20 protein-coding genes are annotated in these 20268 nt (G+C 37.7%); 2 read left to right on the forward strand and 18 right to left on the reverse strand.

The features are described from left to right. Window positions 1-2: 2 nt before the first annotated feature. The 16 genes from MJX77_RS17680 to MJX77_RS17760 all read right to left on the reverse strand — a co-directional run bounded on the left by MJX77_RS17680 (window position 3) and on the right by MJX77_RS17760 (window position 15518). The gene (locus tag MJX77_RS17680; RefSeq protein ID WP_252059926.1) at window positions 3-818 is read right to left on the reverse strand and encodes a putative hydro-lyase; all 816 of its coding nucleotides are present in this window, start codon (window positions 816-818) and stop codon (window positions 3-5) included. 2 nt (window positions 819-820) lie between these two features. Further along, window positions 821-1585 (reverse strand): LamB/YcsF family protein, encoded by a 765-nt coding sequence (locus tag MJX77_RS17685; protein WP_252059929.1) that lies wholly within the window; start codon window positions 1583-1585, stop codon window positions 821-823. A gap of 34 nt (window positions 1586-1619) precedes the next feature. After that, window positions 1620-2873 carry an NRAMP family divalent metal transporter gene (locus tag MJX77_RS17690; RefSeq protein ID WP_081399177.1) on the reverse strand — a complete coding sequence of 418 codons (1254 nt, stop codon included), beginning with the start codon at window positions 2871-2873 and terminating at the stop codon, window positions 1620-1622. A gap of 340 nt (window positions 2874-3213) precedes the next feature. Next, the gene (gene mumR, locus MJX77_RS17695) at window positions 3214-4125 is read right to left on the reverse strand and encodes a LysR family transcriptional regulator MumR (protein ID WP_005303905.1); all 912 of its coding nucleotides are present in this window, start codon (window positions 4123-4125) and stop codon (window positions 3214-3216) included. A 126-nt stretch (window positions 4126-4251) separates the two neighbouring features. After that, entirely contained in the window at window positions 4252-5049 is a 798-nt protein-coding gene (locus MJX77_RS17700) for an SDR family NAD(P)-dependent oxidoreductase (RefSeq protein ID WP_151823187.1), read from the reverse strand. A gap of 92 nt (window positions 5050-5141) precedes the next feature. Then, window positions 5142-6086: a DUF4424 family protein gene (locus MJX77_RS17705; RefSeq protein WP_252059932.1), complete on the reverse strand. Its 945-nt coding sequence runs from the start codon at window positions 6084-6086 to the stop codon at window positions 5142-5144. A gap of 180 nt (window positions 6087-6266) precedes the next feature. Next, window positions 6267-6611, reverse strand: a complete 345-nt coding sequence (locus MJX77_RS17710; protein ID WP_151767691.1) for a hypothetical protein — start codon at window positions 6609-6611, stop codon at window positions 6267-6269. A gap of 311 nt (window positions 6612-6922) precedes the next feature. Then, window positions 6923-7381 carry a hypothetical protein gene (locus tag MJX77_RS17715; protein ID WP_252059935.1) on the reverse strand — a complete coding sequence of 153 codons (459 nt, stop codon included), beginning with the start codon at window positions 7379-7381 and terminating at the stop codon, window positions 6923-6925. Between the two features lie 250 nt (window positions 7382-7631). Next, entirely contained in the window at window positions 7632-7826 is a 195-nt protein-coding gene (locus MJX77_RS17720) for a hypothetical protein (RefSeq protein WP_252061358.1), read from the reverse strand. Window positions 7827-8142: 316 nt separating this feature from the next. Then, window positions 8143-8460: a hypothetical protein gene (locus MJX77_RS17725; protein ID WP_005041709.1), complete on the reverse strand. Its 318-nt coding sequence runs from the start codon at window positions 8458-8460 to the stop codon at window positions 8143-8145. Window positions 8461-8600: 140 nt separating this feature from the next. Beyond that, window positions 8601-9305, reverse strand: coding sequence for a PA4824 family protein (locus MJX77_RS17730; RefSeq protein ID WP_252059937.1), 705 nt, complete (start codon window positions 9303-9305; stop codon window positions 8601-8603). Between the two features lie 285 nt (window positions 9306-9590). Further along, entirely contained in the window at window positions 9591-10886 is a 1296-nt protein-coding gene (locus MJX77_RS17735; RefSeq protein WP_252059940.1) for a serine hydrolase domain-containing protein, read from the reverse strand. 11 nt (window positions 10887-10897) lie between these two features. After that, on the reverse strand, window positions 10898-12064 hold the full coding sequence (locus MJX77_RS17740; protein WP_252059942.1) for a carbohydrate porin: 1167 nt from the start codon (window positions 12062-12064) through the stop codon (window positions 10898-10900). A 318-nt stretch (window positions 12065-12382) separates the two neighbouring features. Further along, the gene (locus MJX77_RS17745) at window positions 12383-12937 is read right to left on the reverse strand and encodes a TetR/AcrR family transcriptional regulator (RefSeq protein ID WP_252059945.1); all 555 of its coding nucleotides are present in this window, start codon (window positions 12935-12937) and stop codon (window positions 12383-12385) included. 721 nt (window positions 12938-13658) lie between these two features. Next, window positions 13659-14573 (reverse strand): alpha/beta hydrolase, encoded by a 915-nt coding sequence (locus MJX77_RS17755; protein WP_252059947.1) that lies wholly within the window; start codon window positions 14571-14573, stop codon window positions 13659-13661. A gap of 24 nt (window positions 14574-14597) precedes the next feature. Next, window positions 14598-15518 carry an alpha/beta hydrolase gene (locus MJX77_RS17760; RefSeq protein ID WP_252059950.1) on the reverse strand — a complete coding sequence of 307 codons (921 nt, stop codon included), beginning with the start codon at window positions 15516-15518 and terminating at the stop codon, window positions 14598-14600. Between the two features lie 106 nt (window positions 15519-15624). On the opposite strand from MJX77_RS17760, the gene MJX77_RS17765 reads away from it, so the two are divergent. Further along, window positions 15625-16512 carry a LysR family transcriptional regulator gene (locus MJX77_RS17765; RefSeq protein ID WP_206222633.1) on the forward strand — a complete coding sequence of 296 codons (888 nt, stop codon included), beginning with the start codon at window positions 15625-15627 and terminating at the stop codon, window positions 16510-16512. A 295-nt stretch (window positions 16513-16807) separates the two neighbouring features. On the opposite strand, the gene MJX77_RS17775 is transcribed toward MJX77_RS17765, so the two are convergent. Together MJX77_RS17775 and MJX77_RS17780 are read right to left on the reverse strand one after the other, a co-directional pair. Then, on the reverse strand, window positions 16808-17971 hold the full coding sequence (locus MJX77_RS17775; protein WP_252059952.1) for an MFS transporter: 1164 nt from the start codon (window positions 17969-17971) through the stop codon (window positions 16808-16810). After that, window positions 17968-19158 carry a serine hydrolase domain-containing protein gene (locus MJX77_RS17780; RefSeq protein WP_252059955.1) on the reverse strand — a complete coding sequence of 397 codons (1191 nt, stop codon included), beginning with the start codon at window positions 19156-19158 and terminating at the stop codon, window positions 17968-17970. The genes MJX77_RS17775 and MJX77_RS17780 overlap by 4 nt, the downstream gene beginning before the upstream one ends. Before the next feature lie 116 nt (window positions 19159-19274). On the opposite strand from MJX77_RS17780, the gene MJX77_RS17785 reads away from it, so the two are divergent. Next, the gene (locus tag MJX77_RS17785; RefSeq protein ID WP_252059956.1) at window positions 19275-20162 is read left to right on the forward strand and encodes a LysR family transcriptional regulator; all 888 of its coding nucleotides are present in this window, start codon (window positions 19275-19277) and stop codon (window positions 20160-20162) included. Window positions 20163-20268 lie beyond the last annotated feature (106 nt).

The following is a 20268-nucleotide window of genomic DNA, read 5'->3' on the forward strand; positions in this document are numbered from 1 at the left end:
AATTAGCCAATCCAAGCACGGTCAGGAATGTCAGTAATAAACATATGACCCGGTGCATGACTAATCGCAAAAGGAATTTTCGAGTTCATAACAGCTGCTTGCGGTGTTACCCCACATGCCCAAAACACTGGAATTTCGCCTACTTCAATACGAGAAGCATCGCCAAAGTCAGGCTTGTTTACATCCGAAATTCCTAAGCTTTCAGGGTGACCAATATGTACAGGTGCACCATGTACACTTGGCATACGTGATGTAATTTTTACCGCTTCACTAATTTGATGCGATGGAATTGGTCGCATGGAAACCACCATATTTCCTGAAATACGCCCTGCTGGTTCGCACTGAATATTGCTCAAATACATCGGCACATTGGTATCGTCATGAATATGGCGAACTTCAATACCTGCTTCTTGCAGAGCGGTTTCAAACGAAAAACTACAGCCAATTAAGAAAGTCACCAAATCAGGATGCGCGTTATAAATCTCGCTCGCATCAGTCACTTCATCGACCATTTCGCCATCTTTCCAAATGCGATAACGCGGGAAGTCAGTTCGAATGTCTGAGTCTGTCGCAAGCTTAGTTGCGTAGATACCTTCTTCAAGTACATCAAGCACTGGGCAGCTTTGCGGGTTACGGTGTGCATAGAGTAAAAAGTCATATGCCCACTCTTTTGGCACCGAAATCATGTTGACCTGCGTCATGCCCGCAGCCATGCCTGCTGTTGGTTTATCAAAACCTGCACGGATTTTTAAACGCGCATCTAAAGCGGCTTCAAGCTGAGCTGGGTCGACTTTAATATCCTTATACATTGTGCTCATCCTTATGCTTTGTTTACAAACGGGCGGATTTCAATATTGTTTTTTACAAGCTCGGCTTTAATAGCTGCCGACATCTCAAGCGCACCGTCAGTGTCGCCATGTAAACAAATGGTGTCGGCTTGAATTGGCGTAAAGACACCGTCAATTGACTCGACCCCACCATTTTTAAGCATAGACACCACACGGCTCGCAACAAATGCTGAGTCATGTAAAACCGCACCTTCTAGACGGCGGGAAACCAATGAACCATCGCTGTTATAAGCACGGTCTGCAAATGCCTCAGATACCACTTTTAAGCCAGCCGCACGTGCCTGCTCGACTAAGTTCGATCCAGCCAAAGCTACTAAAACCAGTTCAGGGTTATACATTTTAATCGCATCAATCACTGCGGCTGCTTGAGCTTGGTCATGTGCAATGGTGTTATAAAGCGCGCCATGCGGTTTAACGTATTGCACTTTTGAACCTGCCACTTTAGCCAAGCCATCGAGTGCAGAAATTTGGTAAAGTACATCGGCAATCAGCTCGTCACGGGACAAATCCATATTACGGCGGCCAAAGCCTACAAGGTCTGGATAAGACACATGAGCACCAACGTTCACACCAAGCTCCACTGCTTTACGAACCGTTTTTAAGATGCCAAGTGGGTCGCCAGCATGGAAGCCACACGCAATATTGGCACTGGTCACGACAGGCAAAATCTGGTCATCATTACCCATTTTCCATGAACCAAAGCTTTCACCCAAATCACTATTTAAATCTACAAACATGGCATTATTCCTTTATTACTTCACGCAGTCTGGCTTAAAGCTTGGTCAAATAGTTAAATACTGTCGTAAACGACATATAGCCCATCCACCACGTTAACAGACATGTTAATCCACCCAAAATAAGCAACCATTTTGGATAGTTGTAATTACCCATTAAATCTTTACGACACGCAGCAACATACACAAAAATTGTAAGACCAATTGGCAACACCAAACCGTTAAAACCACCGACGAAAATGAGTAGACCTGCTGGAGTTGCACCCAATAACACATAAAGCAATAAAGCTAATGCAATGAAGGTAATGGTCGTATAGTTAGTTTGTTTTGGTGTTAAGTTCTTTTTAAATGCAGTAAAGAATGACACTGAAGTATACGCTGCGCCAATAGTGCTACTAATCCCTGCTGCCCAGAAAATTAAGCCGAATAATTTAAAACCAAATGTACCCGCTGCATATTGGAATGCTTGAGCTGCCGGATTGGCGTCATGGCTGGCTAAATCAATCGTTGCACCACTCACCACCACACCTAAAAACGCTAAAAACAACACGTAGCGCATGATGCCGACAACAATAATGCCCTTGGTCGCAGCTTTAGCAACCTCATCAATATTTTCAGGGCCAACAGCACCTTTATCGAGTAAACGATGGGCACCTGCATAGCAGATATAGCCACCAACTGTACCGCCAACGATGGTGGTAATAATGGCAAAGTCGATCTGATCTGGAGCAAAGGTTTGATGTACAGCTTGCCCAACTGGAGGCATTACAATAACGGCAACAATAATAATCAGTAGGATTTTAAGCAATCCCAACACGATCATACTTTTATCCATGGCAAGCGTTGCTTTTCTTGATGCAAAAATCAAAATGGCTAACGCACCACTTAAAATGCCGCCCCATTTTGTGTCTAGACCAAAAAGTGCATTTAAACCTAAAGCTGCACCTGCAATATTACCAACACTAAAGAAAAAACCGCCCAAAATCACCAGAAACGCCAGTAAATAACCACTACCCGGTAATGCTTTATTGGCAATATCTGATGCACGCATTTGAGTAAGTGTGACCACTCGCCAAATATTTTGTTGAACTACATAATCAATCAGAATGGAAACTAAAATTGCGAAGCCGAATGCTGCACCTAACTTGACTGTAAATACAGCAGTTTGGGTTAAAAATCCTGGCCCCATTGCAGAGGTCGCCATCATAAAGATTGAGGCTACAATGGCCCATTGGCGATCTGATAAAAAAGAAGATTTCAGTAAAGACATATTAATGCGTTCCTCATCCATTTGAGCTTAACAACGCTATTTTCAGGTTGAACCAAGAACATCATTTTTCCCAAACAATATTCTTTAATCCTTTAAAATGACAAAGATTCCCTGTTCCCCAATCAGCACAATCGGTGATCAAATCTTGTATCTAAAATAAAAACATAGCTAAACCCTACGGACAATAAGACTTTTTACATAAAATTAAAAACTCAAGCATTTGATTTTAAATGGTTTATATTTTATTAAAAAAGCAGAATAAGTTTTACTTATTGAAAGAGATAAGCTGCTTTTATGACTTTGCATACAAGCAGCCTATTTAAAATAAGAAAAAATATTTTATGCGAAATAAAAATATCGCTTATTTTTGGATTTTCTCATTGAGGCTTTTCATGGCACTTTCCGACACCCTAACAGCAACTTCAGTTAGTTTTTCTTTCAAAGCAACATCATTTCCTTGAATGTAGATTGAGGTGAAATGAAACGTCTTTAACTGAATGGGTGTATTTAATATTTCTAGTCGTCCGTCGGTAATTTCTTTTAGCGCCGTTAAGGTCGGCACGACAGCAATACCTAGGCCCTGCTCAGCTAAACGCAATAAAGTCGCTAATGAATAACTGGTAATTGAGAGTGGTTCATCAATTCCTTGTTCTTTCATTCTGGCTTTCAATTCTTTATAGGGATAGGTAATTTTGGGGTAAGTTAAAATGGTATGTGACATTAAAGTTTTAAAAGACATTTGAGCTACACCGCCTTTAAAGGAAGGTGACGCCAAGAAACTTAATTCAAAGTCACACAAGGCCTGTTCAATACACTCAAAAGCCAGCGTTGGTCCAAGCAAAAAAGCCATGTCTAAATCGCCTGTCCGAACACCTTCTTGTAAGTTCGGTGTCAGGTCTACCACAATTTCTACTGAAATTTTTGGGAACTCTTGTTGAACCTTTTCGATATATTCAACTAACCACGTATAAACAATGGTTTCGGAAACGCCTAAACGAATGGTGCCAGTCAGGTGCTGGTTTTCGGTCAGTTCTGCGACCAGATCGGTTTCTAGGCGCATAAATTTTTCGGCGTACTTAAATAAAGTTAAGCCTTTATGAGTCGGTTTAAACTGCCGATAGTTTCGATCTAAAACTTTAAAGCCTAATTCATTTTCAAGAGATGTGATTTTTTGAGATACCGCAGGCTGGGTAGTTTGCAATTTAGTCGCAGCCTTATTGAAGCTATTTAAAGTCACAACCCAATAAAATGCTTCAAGATTCTTTAAATTCACGTTTCATCCTGTCTTCAAAATTCCTTTACTTTTATAGTATGTGAGTTCTTAGCCTGATTAGGCTAGCCATTTATTCATTTTTATTTAAATCGATTTAAATCTTTATCATTGATATCAAGCTCAGTACTAATCAACTATTGCACCAGCGGTCATGTTTACCACTGTTGCCGTCATTGAGTTCGCATGCTCCGATGCAAGAAAAGCGACAGTTTCTGCAACTTGTGAAAGTGTTGGTAGCCGTTTTAGCATAGTGCCTTGAGCCGCCCCCTCTAGCCATTGTCCTATGCTGAGCCCCATTGCCTGTGCTTTTGACTCAAATAATTCACGCGTGTATGAACCAGCTTGAACAGCGTCAACAATTGCATGTGAGCGAACACCCAGTACTCGTATATTCTTAGGCCCTAGCTCACTAGCCAGTGCTTTAATAAAAGCTTCGATTCCGGCACAGCCCACAATATGCCCTAGATGGCCCGGTATTGCCATCCGAGCTGAAGGTGCCACAATTGAAATCATTGTTCCGCCACGATCACCACCCATAAAAGGCACCACAGCTTTAGATATATTAAACTGCGCCGTTAGAAATGGGTTTATTCCCCCAACGAACTCATCAAGGTTTAATTCCAAAATTTCTTTGCCTTGATTATGTATAAAACTGGTCGCATTGATGACTAAATCGAGCCCACCTGTATCTTGAGTAATTTGAGCCACGGTATTATTTATTGACTGACTGTCTAACACATCAACACTAACGGTATGTACTACGTCTTCATGTTTTTGTAGTTGTGCCGCAATATTTTGAAGTTTATTTATATCTCTTGCACACAAATAAACATGTGCACCTTCACGAACAAAAACCTTCGCAATTGCAGTGCCAATTGCACCACTACCTCCAAAAATGACAGCCACTTTTCCCTTAAACAACATTGCGGCATCCTCTTGTTATTATGTGCCATCATTAAGTTATGTCACACAATCAAGACTGATGCAATTTTATACAGTTTAGAGTTTGTATGAGCTTATTTAACTTTGACAAAAATAATATCGAGGTCTTTTTTTGGTACAAACTTGGTTTTTGTCATTTGAAATTGAGTTGGGCTAATCTTTTTAACTTCTCCATCCCAACAAAAGGAAACCAGTTCGTCTTTATCACGCTCAATGGTGAGCTTAAAGTTTTCAATCGGCTTTGCCCAATTTGCACCCGTCGTCAAAATATAGCCCAGGGCACTAAAAGGCGAATTCTCTGAACTGGCTTTTTTTAAGCCCTGCTTAAATTGTTTATCCATACAAAATTGCTGGTTATATTCGTCTGGATAGAGAGCAACAGAACCACCCACCAAAGGTTTATATTCATGCTGAATTTTAGTCAAACTATTTGCTTTAAAGGTCTGTTTCCAACTATAGATCACTTGAGATGACCACGGAATCACATCATCTTTTTTAAAATTGGCTAAAATTTTCTGTATTTGTGGCTTATTACACTTCTTTAACTTATCTACATAATACTCATAATCATCGTTATTACGTAGCCACGGATTAAGCATGTCTTTTTCACTAAAACCGCACTGCTTAAACTCATCCGTTGCATCAATCAGAGGGGATTTCTCATCTTTTTGAATAAACGTTCGCACGTGCATTTCTGGTTTAATATTTTTACCATCCACCACAATCTTAAAACTTTTTAAAAGCTCTTCGGTGTGAGCAAAGTCAGACTCAAAGAAATTATCAATACGTGGTAACGGAAATAAAATCGTTTCAGTGATGTCTTTATTGCTTAGGTTTTTATAGAGGTAGTCGACTTTAATTCGTTTTTTACTAATAAATAGATCTTCGCTTTGCATAGCAATCTGCGAATTTTTGAGATATTGAATCCCACCTGTACCGACGTAACCCGTAGAATCATTGGCTAAGCCATAGGTTGATAGTTGAACCAAAACAGCAAAGGTTATTGCAAGCTTTTTCATTTTAAAGTGCTCTATGTCATTTTCTAATTATGAAATGTCGATCTGCAATAAAGCATAACTGTTTAAGCCCAGATGCTGTTAATTTTTTCGTCCATGCATAGAAGCAAACAGAGTAATCTATTCTATATTTTTCAAAAAAGCCTTTTAGATGGCAACCCTATCTATTTAAGTCTAAAAAATTTAATGAAAAGTTAGTTTTTGTCTTGTCATCTTTTTAGGCACACTAATTTTTCCAATAAAGTTAGTTAACCATAAAATGCATTCATCACGGTGTTCAAAGTGAGGAATCAAACTAAGGTCAATTTTAATATCTCGATCTGCCAAAGGTAAGCTCAAGCAATATTCAAAATCGATCGATTTATATTTCAACTTTAGGTCTTTTTCTTCGGCCTGCTTTTTTATTTCCGCCATAATGCGGTTAAGGTTAACAATCAAATTATTTGAAACTTGGTTGTTCTCATAGACACGTTCATAGACGTTTTCAGCAACGTCTATATATTTTATAAGCTCTGCGTTTTCATTCATCTTATTCACACTCTCTTTTTTTAAAGATTATGTACAGCTAAATGTTTAATTGCGTTACTTGGCACATGGGTTATGTGAAAAATGTATCTTTTCCTTTATCAACAAACAAAGTTAAACCATTGTTATTTATTACAAAACACCAAAAATAGGCACATTTATATACATTTAATATTTTCTTAAATTTGAATTTAATTATAAGAAAATTGAGTTATGAGTGATTTTTAGACAAAAAAAACCGCCCCAGAAGGCGGTCGCTGAACTTAAAAGCAGCAGTATATAGAAGCAAGGTGGACGTTCACTTCTATATTCTTTTATGAAGGAGTTTTATTAGTTTTAATAAAATCCTCAGATTTAAAATAATTGATAATCATGTCTGCATGCTCTTCTTTTACAGGAGCAACAGTCACAGGAAACGTATCTTTCGACATCTTAAAACCTGGTGGCAAAAAATGCGAAATTGGTGGTAATTTAGGTTTTCCCCCTTCTGTGATTCGCTCAATAAAACCAGCTAACCAAAGAAGATACTCACCTTCATTTGCGAACTTCGGCATAACACTCAAATCAATCTGGACCTTGCACTCACTTAACGGTTTCGTTAAGTTTTCTTCAAAGTCTATATAGTTGTATTTGAGCTTAAACTCTGTTCCCTTGATGGCTTTTCGAATCTGACTAATTAAACAGTTAAGGTTCTGAGTAATGTCATCAGTGAATAAGCTATCTTTTTTAATATTTTTATAAACCTTTTCGGCTACAGCTAGATACTTTGGCATTAACCTCTCTCCGTACTATTGTTATAAAGTGCTGATCTATGAATGTTTTCTGTCTTTGATTATGCTTAAAGTAGTGTAATTAAAGGTATCCTTATTGGAGTGGTTTGTAAGTAATTAGTTGTTTATGTAAATTGCACCATAAAAATACCTAAAAAAATTATGGTTTTGATAACTCATCCGCAAAATGAATGGTTGAATAGAGATAATTAGAAATATTTACTTTCATATTATTTTTTACCATTTGATAAAATTAATATGTTTTCATTTGCTTATCCCGTCTAACTAAACCAAGAACAGCTCGGCGCACTCGTATTTCTTCTTCAGAAAAAGGTAACTGTTCGATGAGTTCCTGAATTGAAAGAAAATTATTTTCTATCAAGAAGCAGTCTTGCTCTGTGGTCCAAGTGGAAGTAGTTGACTCAATTTGTTTTAAATAACGTTTCATATTTCCGAGTAGATTTGCTTGCACATATAAAAAGCCTGCCTTTAGAGCAAGCTTAGATTTTGCTTTGATCATTATTATAGCAGTCTGTAAACAATATGTTCAGTTGATCTTGTAGCCGATCATAGTCTATTACAAGCAGGTTTTAGAAAGTACAAACATATAGAATTTTATTTAGTAAATTTAGTTAAAAGTGCAAGAACCAAGAAGACCGCTAAGATAATAAAAACAATAAGCATAATTAAATTCTAATAAAAGTATTGTGAAAATTATAAATGATGAAATCAAAAAAGCCCACAAACTGTGGGCTTTCTAATGGTTATTTTGCGGCATTTACCCCAACAATAAACTGACTACAATTAGAACCTTCAGATGCGTTACCTAATTGCTTTTCAGAGAATTTAAATTTGGATGCAACTGACTCATAATCTTTTTTAAGGCTTTGGCCTGTTAGCTCACCAAGCTCTTTCACTTGTTCTGGCTTCAAGATGCCATGTTCAACCGCTTGATTTACCATGACACAGGCTGTAGTCATCGCGTCATAACGTGCAGCAGTTTTAGAGTAACCGAGAGCGCCTATTACACCACCAACAATTAAACCAATAATGACCGCTAAAGTTACGTGCATTTTATTCATTTTTTAAATACCTAAAAAACTAACGAAAAGACGAACACTTCAAAAGGAAGTGCTCAAGTCCAAACAAGATAGCGGTATTTACATGATATAAAAAGTTAGATTCTGTCACATTTATTGATAGGTTTAGATACATATAACCATTAAGGTAAAAATGGCTGTGTTAGAAATACAAATCCGATGGAGAAAAAAGCATTATCGTGATGAGACATTTGGTTGCCATAACTTGCGTTTAATTGCACAAGGTCTTTATAGACCATGTATCGAAAACCTGTTTGGTAAAAGGCATCATTTCGGTCATTACCATATACTTCGGCAGTGAGCGTTAATGGATGAGCAAGTTGTGTTTCGGTTCCAATTCCCCACGTAGTTTGATTTTTATGCGTAGTATTTTCACGTAACCAACCAAGGTTGGTATGGATTAAAAACTTATCATCTAATGTAGAAAGACTTAAAGGAACGTTGACCGTCCAATCTTTTTTTGAAGAATCTTTGGTGTTAATTTGAGTACCAAAAGAAAAGCCGATTCCCCAATCATTCGTTTCTAAAGGTTTTAATAAGGTTTTACCTTGAAAAGTTGCATAGCTGACGTGCTCAGCATCATCGTTCACTCTTCCCAGCCCTACAGCAAATTCAAAATTGCCACCCAAATTACAGGCTGGTGTCGCCCAATATTCTTTGCTGTCAGGATTATGCTGTACCCATGTTTCTAGCTGGCAAGTTTTTGGCGAAACAAGAGCAGCATCGTCAACAACCATTGGTCGTCCACTATGGCTAGCGTTAGATAATGCGAATAAACAGAAACCAGAAATAAGTGAGCGTTTCTTTAAAGTAAATAACACTGGCATCACTCCCATAAGTCATGGAGCACATGCAAGTACTGCAACCCGTCATGAATAAATCATGGGTTCATAATAGAAATGAAAAGATGAAAATAAAAAACCTCTTCTTGCATCCACAAAAAGAGGTCTGTCAGGACTTCAGTGGATACTTAGACTATTACCGATCGACTACCGTCACTCGAGCAAGTACTCACATTGAAGCTCCTAAAAATTAGTTGGGCGGATTCTAAAATTACCCTTGTTAAATATCAAGTTAAAATTTCATGACAATCTAAGCTATAGAAAAAATGCTTATTTTTGCTCGGTAAGATGCTGAGTTACCGCATTAAAAAATAAACTTTTTTCATTATCAAGCTCAGCAGAAGGCATCGCGGTTTCCCATGTGCTCCACTGCATCATAACAATCTTGTCTTTAGGGTTAATGGCTAACATCTGCCCAAAAATACCTAGTCCCCAGAAAGTTTCATCAGAATTTTGTGTGCTTAATGGCGAACCTTTTTTGGCATGTGAATTCCACCATTGAAAACCATATATGCCTTTTGGGTAGTTTTCTGAGACAGAGCCTTTCGCTTGATTCCATTTGGTCGCTTGTGTAGTCCAACCTTCGGGTAGCATTTTGTCTCCATTAGAAACGCGCCCATCATTCAATATAAATTGTCCGAAACGCGCATAATCACGTAACGTTGCATTAAACCCATGTCCACCCATGTCAACTTGATTACGGGTATAAGATTGCCAAACACCTTCTCGCTCCATACCTACCCGTTTCCAGACGTTATCTTGTAGGTATTTAGCAATATTTTCATGTGTAGCAGCTTCTAAGACTTTACCCACCAAATATGCCCCACCTGTGCTATATGACCATACCGTTCCCGGTTCATATTTAGATTTCAGGTTTTTCACATTTTTATAGACACAAGCATCGGGATTATTAGCTGCCTCACAATAGGTCATTTTTGCAAAATCTGAATTTGGATCTTTATAGTTTTCATTCCATTCAACACCTGAGGTGTGTTGCAAAAGCTGTTTTAAGGATACTTTTTCCCAAGCAGTTCCTTTTAAATCAGGTAAATATTGAATGATTGGATCATCTACCGATTTGATTTTACCTTGTTGAATAGCGACTCCAATTAATGTTGCTACAATAGACTTTGCTACTGAACGAGAAGTCCATAAAGTCGTTTCATTGTTCCCTTGTCCGTAATACTCATAAGCAATTTTGCCATCTTTTAATACAATCAGACCTGCAACACTTTGATTTTTTAAGTAGTCATTTAAATTATAATTTTTGCCATCTACCGAGTAATGGATATCTTTATTTTTAATGCTGTTCTTTAATTTTGGTAGCGCAAGCACGTTTTTCTTATCAGGGCGAAAAACACTGCCATCATAACTGCGGAATGTATTTCGAAAGCCCACCACCCTTTGCTGCTGCGTCCATGTCAACATATCATGTGGGTCAGGTAATTTTTTATCCACGGTCGTTGGACAGTCCTTTAGTTCCAACTGCTGACAGCTATATTCAGCACAAGCGACACTACTGACGAATAGACCAGTAAACAGTAGGCTCATTTTTGTAATCTTCATCTTTTTTTCCCTTAGTAGAGCTTAATTTGAGTGACTAAACCGACAATCACATTGCTATTGAAGGCTTTTCCTGTAGAGCGGTAGTAGTTATCTGGATTCCAGATGTATTGTACGAATGGGCTTAGAGTCAGACGTTTGTAATTAATATCGGTATCTAAAGAAAGAAAAGAGGTTGTTTTATTATTATTACCATTAATTTTTTCTGTCATTAAAACATAATCATCATTGAGTTGGGACTGACCGAACTTCACACCTAAATGATTTTTACCTTGATTGATTTTGTAACTTAAACCGAGTTCCCAATAATTTTTATAAGGCTGGTTTTTCTCATCAATATATGAGTAAGCACCAAATACAGTTGGAATATTTTGATTATTAAAATCATGATTAAATCTAAAATTTAAACCATCTGTACCATCATATTTTTCTTGAGTATATGCATTACGATATTCAGAATTATTATAAAAATATAACAACTCTGCTTTACTATTTTTATCTTTATATCCCACACCATATACTTGGCTGTAACCTAGCTGATGATGAAAGGAAAAATCTAATCCTTTTTTCTTATAGACATAATCATCTGTGTTGACCTCAAAAACTCCCGCATGCATATAGATATGGTCTGATAAATTATATTTGGCATAACCGCCCCAATACGCATAGTTAGTCGGTAATGAACCCATTGCGCCTTTAATCGGGTCAGTACATAACAGGATATTTTGACAATTGTTATAGAGGAAATATCGTCTTAGATTGGTACGCCCAACGGAAGTATAGAGTTTCTTATCACTCCAATACTTATCCCAAGTCAGCAAACTGAGTTGGGATGAAGCCAAATCATTGGCAGCAATTGCTCCACCGACATAACTTCCTACTCCACCAAACCAATTGTTTGAGGTATTTAGCTGTGCATCATCATTTAAACCATTAAACACATATTGTGCTTTTAGAACCCCAAAATCATAATTTTCATTCGCCAATTTAATTTCGGTATTTAGAAATAAACCTGCTGAATTAGTAAAATTGTCATCTACATTACTTTCTTGGCTATACATCGCTAAATCAATAAAATTAGCTGTAAACTTAAAATTATCTTTTAGGCTAACTTCTGCATTTGCACTTATGCTATATAAAAGCACGAGTGTACCTATACATCCTTGTTTAGATATATACATAGAATTCTTTCCTTTAAATATAATTAATCACTTTCCAAGTTTTATATTTTTATAATTAAAAACTTGGCATAATGATTATTTCTAGCTCAATTTAATATTTATTAACTCTGATAGTTTTTGAATCTCCTCCACCACAAATTAATAAATTATATTTAATAAATATCGATAACTTTAGGCTTACTCATTTATTTCAGTCCCATTTGATAAATCTGATTTCAACATATTTATATTGGCTTGACTTGTGTGCTAATGACATCAATTTTGTCTAAAAATGACATATAACCCTTAAACGCTTAGGCTATTAAATAATCAAAAAAATCACCCAAACCCCAGCAAAAAATACTCAAGCAAGCGCTTTCTTTCATCTGGTTTATTGGGGTCTAAAAGCTGAACCATGGCTCCATCAATCACAAACAAAAACATGTGTGCATCTTGTTTTGAAGCATTTTCATTCGTTGTTAAAAGCAGTTTATAGATTTCATTAATAAACCAATTTCGGTAGTCAACTACGGTCTGATAGGCTTTTGGATGCGTTTTCGCAATTTCAAAAATAGCTTTAAACGGCAAATGGTAAAGCCCTTCTAAATCGGCATGTAAAAAGTAAATCTTGCGGAGTTTTTCAACTAGAGTTAATTCTTTTTGGACATGAATGATTGAAATCACTTCTTGTTTAAGGCCATCTGTTTGAAAGGTTAAGCTCATTTGAATTAGCCTTTCTTTTGAGTGAAAGTAGTTATAAAAAGTCGCTTTTGGGATTTTTGCCGACTCAACAATTCGGTCTACCCCAACATTGTGAAAGCCGTATTTATTAAAAAGATAGCGGGAAGTGTGCAATACGCTTAAAGCACGAAATGGGAGATCTGAATGTGGCATATTTTTACCGTTATAAAAAATTATTTTTGTATATAAATGAGATATAAAAAACCGTTGCCATTTTCGGGAGAAAAAAAGGCATAGCAAAGCCCGTAAAGACTGTGCTTGGCACATCTCAAGTTTTATTGTTGATTAAGTTTTTGGTTAAGCCGAATTAAAGTCTGAAAAGCTTAATAGCTATCAAACTGCTTTACATGTTTAAGTTGTGTCGTTATAGCTTTTGGCAAAGGCTGCCAAGAAATAATGGATGTGCAAAGCCAACTCCTTTTTATTGGGAGTTCTACCAGACATTAAAATTATGGTGGCAGAACGGAAGAGGGTTAGCAGACTGGTGAAAGATATAACCAGCACACCCGAAGGTGTCCCTCTCCCGTCCTACCGCTACGGGAGGAGACTAGGAGTTTACACATAAGAGTATCCCTCAGACGGAATAACTCTGATGCGATCTTTCATCACGGTCTGCTAAAACCGACTGGCAATGTGGCCAGCAGGCAAAGGATAGTGCCCAACCTTTTTACAGTCAAGCACGCAAAATGACATTTGTTTTAAATTAGATCATTAAAAAAGTAAGGCTAAATAATGAGGAAGTTATTATTAAAGTTTGGTTTATAAATAGGTATTTTCTGTCTAAAGCAATATTGCTTTTTCAATAAAATGAGCAAATTCCGTTTAAATAATAAAAGCCCATTAGCGGGCTTTTATTAAATGAATAGTGGTAATTTTACAATTTCATTTTAAAGAAATCAGCAAGTACACTCGAAGCTTCATTTACATATTTAGAAATGTCATATAACTCCATGTGGTTTGAACCTTCAACAATATGTAAAGTTTTATCCTGACTTGCAGCGCGCTGAATTAGGTCTTCACTCATCCATTTACTACCTGCAACACTTCCAGCAATTGCAATTAATGGTTGAGTTAAGAAAGCTTCGGCTTTGTTATAAGCATCGTAAGTAATAATCTGAGTTAAGCTACGGGCTGTTGCAACCCCTGGTGAGTTAGGGTGCTCAGCTCTTGGCGTATGGTAATATTCCCACGCCTGACGAAGCTCTTCATTCGGTGCATCTTCTTCTTTTAAAGGTGCAAGCGGAATGGTTGCAACATTTCCACTATTTGCATCTGCTGTACGCGCATCTGAACCCGCTTGGATGTATGGAATAGCATCTGCATCTTTAACTGTGTTTTCCCAACCATTTCTGAACATAGAGCCGATATTCACTGCGCTTACCGTACCTACTGCTTTAATACGGCGGTCATTAATTGCAGCATTTGCTGCATAACCACCGCCCGCACAAATACCCATTGCCCCAATACGGTTTTCATCGACATAGCTTAAGGTGGTTAGATAATCAATCACGGCACTAATGTCTTCTGTGCGAATGTAAGGATTTTCTAACTGGCGAGGTAAACCTGTACTTTCGCCCTGAAAACTTGCATCAAATGCAATTGCAATAAAACCTTGTTCAGCGAGCTTGGACGCATACAAACCCGCGGTCTGCTCTTTTACGCCTCCACCCGGATGAGCAACAACAATTGCTACGTACTTTTGTGCTTCATCAAAGTTTGATGGATAGTGAATATTTGCTGCAATGGTAATATCTTGACCATTTGAATTTTGAAATTTAACTGTATTCATGGTTAGCTCCTTTATAGGCTTAACTTAGATATTCTTTTGAAAAAATGGGATGAGTTTTGCTAATGCTTGTGCCACTGGTTCAGGTTTGTCATATAAATCGTAGTGAGACCATCCTTCTACAATCACAAGCTCTTTATTTTGCGAACGTGCTCGACCATAGATTTCCAAACTGTCTCGATATGAACCAAAACCACCGACCTTATCACCTGCAATCAGTAATAAAGGCTGTGTAAGTAATACTTCAGCTAGGTGGAATGCATCCCAACCGATTGCCACAGCCGAATGTGAAAATAATGTTTTAGCAACACCATTTGGTTGATAGCCACGATCTGTTTTGTAATAGTCAGTTGCTTCTAGTACATCAATATCTGTTATTCCAGCCGCTTTGGCTTCTTCAACTGAACTTGGCAGCAAATCATCGACTCTTCTTGTTTCTCCGCGAGCTTCGGCAGTACGTTGTTTTGCAATAAGCTCTAATTTCTCTAAAGGATTCCAATTGCTAAAGCCTTCTCTCGACAAGCGACCAAAATTTACGGCGTCTACTGTAGCAACTGCCTTAATACGTTTTTCGGTCATGGCAACATTGAGTGCATAACCACCGCCCCCGCAAATTCCTAATACGCCAATTCGGTTTTCATCGACATAGTTAAGCATCATCAAATAATCAGTCACTAAACGGAAGTCTTCTACACGAAGTACTGGGTTTTCTGTTGAACGTGGTTCACCGCCACTTTCACCCTGAAAACTTGCATCAAATGCAATCACAATAAAGCCAGCTTTTGCTAATGCTGCACCGTATACATTTCCAGAGGTTTGTTCTTTACAGCTTCCGATTGGGTGTCCACTAATAATTGCTGGGTATTGAATACTTTCATCAAAATTTTCTGGGAAGTGAAGATTTGCTGCGATTTCCCAATAAGGTGCTTTGATTTTTACATTTTTCATTGTTGACTCACCTGTGTTGAACTTCATGAAAAACATAGTAACAAGCAAAGATTAACTTGATTAGATGCTATAATCTGATTGTAACTATTAGTAGAACTTATGAATCATGAAAATTAATCTGAATGATTTAAAAACATTTTCTGAAGTAGTAAAAACTAAAAATTTTACGAAAGCTGCGGCATATATGGGCGTGACCCAATCGGCTGTAAGCCAGAGTATTAATAATCTTGAAGCACAGTTAGGAATAAAGTTATTAAACCGTTCTACCCGTAGTCTCACCCTTACAGAAGCAGGTTCGCGCCTTATTGAGCTCGTTGGTCAAAACATTGAAAATATCGACTTAGGGATAGAACAAATTAGCTCGATGAAAGACCTTCCAAGTGGTCATGTGCGTATTTCTGCCGATGCATTTACCATTAAGTATTATTTATGGCCAAAGCTTAAAAAGCTTGTAAAACAATATCCCGATATATCTTTAGAACTGACTTCCGAAAACAGACGAATTGATATTGCAAAAGAAGGATATGATGCTGGGGTACGTGTTGGAAACTTGGTAGAAAAAGATTTAATTGCGGTTCCTATTAGTAAAGAAATTCCCTTCCGATTGGTCGCTTCACCTGAATATTTAGAAAAGTATGGAACACCGCAATCTGTAGACGATCTAAAAAAACACAAAGGCATCTATATTCGTCTTTTAACAGATAACTCTTTAATGGCATGGGAGTTTAAAGATAAAAATAAAAGTGTATTTTTTAGAGGCCCCGTTCAACTGGTCATGACCAGTTTAGATGAAATGCTTGATGCTGTACTTGATGGTTGCGCAGTAGCTTATTTGCCCTACTTTCTAGTGAAACCAGCTTTAGAAGAAAAAAAATTAGTAAGTTTATTGGAACAACACGCTGTTACCTTACCTCCTTTTTATTTGTTTTATACAAGTCGTCGGTTAATGTCCCCTGCCTTTAAAATTGTTAAAGATACGTTGAGTGAAATATAAAGTTTAAAATCCTTAAGGAGTAAATGGAAATCCAACTTTGTCACTTACTCTTCTATTTTACTACCGTCATTTTTCAGTACTAAAACTCAACTTATGACACCGTAAATTTAAAGCTAAAGAATATCGCTTTGATGAGAAGAAAATTGAAGTTATTAAAAATACCATGTACTTACATATGAATGGCTATATACATGATTCTGAACCAACTAAAATCCTAGGTTCGATTAATTAAAAACTCAATATAAGGTGGAATCCTTATATGTAGAGTTATGCTTTCATAATGAAATATATCGTTTTAGCGAAACCCATATTGCTTCGCCCGCCAAACCACAATAAATGTAATCGATAACAATATTAAAAGTACTAGAGGGAAAGAACTCATCCCAAAATTACTCAGTAAAAAGCCACCAATAATTCCCCCGCCAGCAATCGCAATATTCCAAACTGTGACTAACATCGATTGAGCAATATCAGCCATATCATTTGTCGTTTTCGCCAAAGCTGTTTGAAACAATGTTGCAGCGCCACCAAATGCGACGCCCCAAATCGCAATTGCCACATAAACAGGAACCACCTGATTACCCATGACTGCCAGTAAAAGTGCAGAAAATCCAAATAATATAATGCTATAGAGCGTTAATAGTCGTGAATGTTGGTCAATTAACACGCCTGTAATGAAGATACTGAATAATGATAAACAGCCGAATATCAGTAAAATAATGTCCGTATTTTTAGCTAAGTCAGCAAGTGTTAAAAACGGAGCGATGTAGGTATATAACAGATTATGGGCAAGCACAAAGCTTAGAACCGTAAATAATATGGGTCTGACACCGGGTAAAATGAACACCTGTTTTAAAGAGATGTGTTTATCTTTAGCCTGCCCCTTAAAGTCAGGTAGTGTGAGGCTCCCCCACACCACTAAAATAATCGCAAAAATACTCATAACACCAAAAGCCATTCGCCAACCGAACAGTTGACCAAGGTAAGTACCTGCTGGCACACCTAGAGACAAAGCTAATGGTGTTCCTAACATTGCTATCGCGATCGCACGTCCTTTTAAGTGTTCTGGCGCCATTCGTGTTGCATATCCAGCGAGCAAAGCCCAAAGTAAGCCTGCTGAAACACCTGCAAAAAATCGGGCAACCATTGTTAAAAGATAACTGGTAGATAACGTTGTAATTAGATTTGTGAGAGCAAAACCCGCTAGAGCAATTAATAACAGAGGTTTACGTCGAATACTTTGGGTAGCATTCGTTAATGGAATGGCTGTTAATAAAGACCCAATTGCATATATCGTGATTGTTTGTCCCGCTAAAGGTTCAGAAATATTTAAACCCAAAGCTAATTGAGGTAATAACCCCGCAGGTAAAGCTTCTGTCAAAATCGTAACAAACGCTCCCATAGCAAGAATGAGTAAGGGAACGATAGGTAACCGATTATTTGAATGTGAGCTGTTCATTCGACTACTCCTATCGCTTTATAAACTGCATCACGTAGCTCTGTAACAAACTTTCCAGACATGCCTTCATAAAGTGTGTTTGTAAATGCAATCACACTCAGATTATGTTTTTTATCGACAAACCATGAATGACCGTAAGCTCCGCCCCAACGCCATGTTCCTTCTGACTCTGGTGATAATGCTTGCTGAGCGTTTCTGAGTACTGAAAACCCGAGACCGAAACCAAAGCCCGGTGCATTTGGTAACTCATAACCACCCGTTTGATCTCTTGTCATTTCATCAATTAACTCAGTGGGTAAAAATAATGAGTCTTCCTGACGAAGAGCTTCTAATAAGCTAAAAAAATCCTCAATAGTTCCAGACATTCCCGCTCCACCTGAGAAAAATGCTTGCGAATTAAAAATACGGCGAGGACTAAAATTAATTCCTACACATCCCTCAAATGGTGAAACCACCTCTTCTTCTAATAAAACATGAGGTTCAGGACGATCACTCACATAAGCAGTTGCTACATGTTGGTGATCTGGTACAGCGAAACCAGTCTTGTTCATTTTCAATCGATCAGTGACTAATTCTTTAACTGCTTGATCTAAGGGCTTGCCATAAGCTTTTTCAATTAATGCACCTAATACATCGGTTGCCAAAGAATATCCCCATCCTTTCCCTGGTTCATAAAGTAAAGGTACGGTAGCAATTCGACGTAAGTTTTCCTCCAAACTAATATTGGATGAATCCATGCCATCAGATACACCTGCCTGTGAATATGCGCCACCGTTATCGGGTTCAAGAAACCGATAGCCCAAACCTGCCGTATGACTAAGAAGTTGACGTAGCGTAATTGGAACAAACTTTCCATTTTCTAATTTAGGCTGAAAATATGGCAATTGGTGGTGAATCGACTCATCTAAATTCAATTTATTTTGAGCAACTAAAACTAAAGCAGCCGTTGAAACAATAACCTTGCTCACTGACGCTAAGCGAAAGACAGTGTCCATGGTCATGGATATTGATTGTTCTCGGTCAGATAGTCCTAATGCTTCACGGTGTATAACTTTCCCATGTTGAGCCACAATAACCGCAGCCCCTACTAACTGATTATTGTCTATAGCTTTTTGAACAACATTTTGAACTAGACTTAAAGAGGTCGATGGAACTGTAGTACTTGATTCAAACGCTTTGGAATTCATATTAAAAACTTCTTTTCATATTCGAGATTTATATACTAGGAAGACTCCTATTAAAGAAAAAGTCGGTTATAGTTCCTTGTTATACGGAAGTTTTGTTCCGCAATAAGGAGAAAAGAATGGATAGCCTGAATGGATTTACCGTATTCGTTAAAATCGCTGAGACTGGAAGTATTGTGGCAGCCGGGCGTTCATTAGGAATCTCTGCTTCTGCTGTTGGTAAAAGCTTGATTCGCCTTGAAGAAAAGATTGGTGTACGGCTTTTTCATCGTAATACACGTAGTATTAATCTAACTGCTGAGGGAATATTATTTTTAGAACGTAGTCGACGCATACTGGCTGAAATTGAAGCAGCGGAAATGGAGTTATCGCAAGCGATCAAGTCTCCTAAAGGACGGTTACGTGTAAGTTTACCCTTAGTGAGTTCACTGGTATTACCTGTACTGGGTGACTTTATGCAGGAATATCCAGAAATAGAATTAGATCTTGATTTTACAGACCGCTTGGTCGATGTGATTGAAGAAGGATTTGATGCTGTTGTTCGGACAGGCATTCCAACAGATTCACGCTTAAAAGCCTTGAAACTAGGAACTTTTAGACAACTACTGGTTGCCTCTCCAGCCTATTTAACTCAACGCGGAACTCCAATAGTACCAGCGGATTTATTAGAACACTCTTGTTTACATTATCGATTTTCCCATAGCGGTAAGCTTGAGAAATGGCCCTTAAAAACAACTGAAAACGAACCTGACTTGCAACTTCCAATATCGATGATTTGTAATAATATTGAGACACGGCTTTGTTTTGCGCTGAAAGGTCGAGGAATTGCTTGCCTGCCTGACTTTTCTATCAAGGAATTGTTGAGTACCAATCAACTGGTTCAAGTATTACCCGAGTTTATCGATAGAACTGGCGTATTTAATATACTCTGGCCTGCAAGTAAACATCCCTCCCCGAAAGTTCGGGCATTTGTTAATTTCTTGTCTGAACGTATGTTTGAAAAATAAAAAGCTCGTTAAAATTTGGTTTATAAAATATTTACGTAATGCCAAATCGCTATTATTGGTGAGAGTTTATTCACTATTTATCGCTAATATGAATAATATATTTTTG

The sequence above is a fragment of the Acinetobacter sp. AHP123 genome, from assembly GCF_023757925.1.
In the GTDB taxonomy this organism is placed as follows: domain Bacteria; phylum Pseudomonadota; class Gammaproteobacteria; order Pseudomonadales; family Moraxellaceae; genus Acinetobacter; species Acinetobacter oleivorans.